The 1,169-nt window shown below is 58.5% G+C and carries 1 protein-coding gene; it reads left to right on the forward strand.

Translation table 11 applies throughout. The features are described from left to right. Nucleotides 1–1,169 (forward strand): AMP-binding protein (locus tag G5358_RS21175; RefSeq protein ID WP_421324891.1); only part of this gene is annotated, 1,169 nt, incomplete at both ends.

A 1,169-nucleotide genomic window follows, 5' to 3' on the forward strand; every position in this document is an offset into this window, starting at 1 on the left:
CGGATGGGTGACAACCTGGGGCTGGCCAAGGGCACCCTGGTCAACTTCGTGGTCAAGTACGTCAAGAAGCTGGTGCCGAAATACAATCTGCCCCACGCCACCACCATGCGTCAGGCCCTCTCCAAGGGGCGTTTCCTGCAGTACATCAAGCCGGAGATCACCAACGACGATCTCGCCTTCCTGCAGTACACCGGTGGCACCACCGGCCTCTCCAAAGGGGCCATGCTGACCCATCGCAACATGATTGCCAACGTCGAGCAATGCCTCGGCGTCTACGGCCCCATGCTGGAGCGCGGCAAGGAGTTCGTGGTCACCGCGCTGCCGCTCTATCACGTCTTCGCCCTGACCGTGAACTGCCTGCTCTTTATGCGCATCGGTGGTTACAACCTGCTGATCAGCAACCCGCGCGACATCCCAGGCTTTGTCAAAGAGATCAAGAAGTACCCCTTCACCTGTATTACCGGGGTCAACACCCTGTTCAATGCGCTGGTCAACAACGAAGAGTTTCAGGGGATCGCCTTTGACAAGCTCAAGCTCACCATCGGCGGCGGCATGGCAGTGCAGCGCGCGGTTGCGGAGAAGTGGAAGACACTGACCGATACCCCGCTGCTGGAAGGCTATGGCCTGACCGAGTGTTCGCCACTGGTGAGCGTCTGCCCCTACGATCTGACTGATTACAACGGTTCCATCGGTCTGCCGGTCTGCTCTACCGAGATCCGGCTGGTGGATGACAACGGTCAGGTGATCCACGCCCTCGGCACCCCAGGCGAGATGCAGGTGCGCGGCCCGCAGGTGATGGTGGGCTACTGGCAGCGTCCCGAGGCGACCGCTGAAGTGATGCAGGATGGCTGGCTCTGTACCGGTGATATCGCGGTGTGCGACGAGCAGGGCTTCTTCAAGATCGTTGACCGCAAGAAGGACATGATCCTGGTCTCCGGTTTCAACGTCTATCCGAACGAGATCGAAGATGTCGTTGCCCTGCACCCGAAAGTGCTGGAAGTGGCCGCTGTCGGTGTGCCACACAAGGTCTCCGGCGAGTTGGTGAAGATCTTTGTGGTCAAGAAAGATGCAAAATTGCAGGAGGACGAGATTATTGCCCACTGCCGCAAACATCTGACTGCCTATAAGGTGCCGAAACTGGTAGAATTTCGTGACGAACTTCCCAAGAC

Origin of the sequence: Aeromonas sp. 604176, assembly GCF_049170755.1 — a bacterium.
Classification (GTDB): Bacteria; Pseudomonadota; Gammaproteobacteria; order Enterobacterales; family Aeromonadaceae; genus Aeromonas; species Aeromonas veronii_A.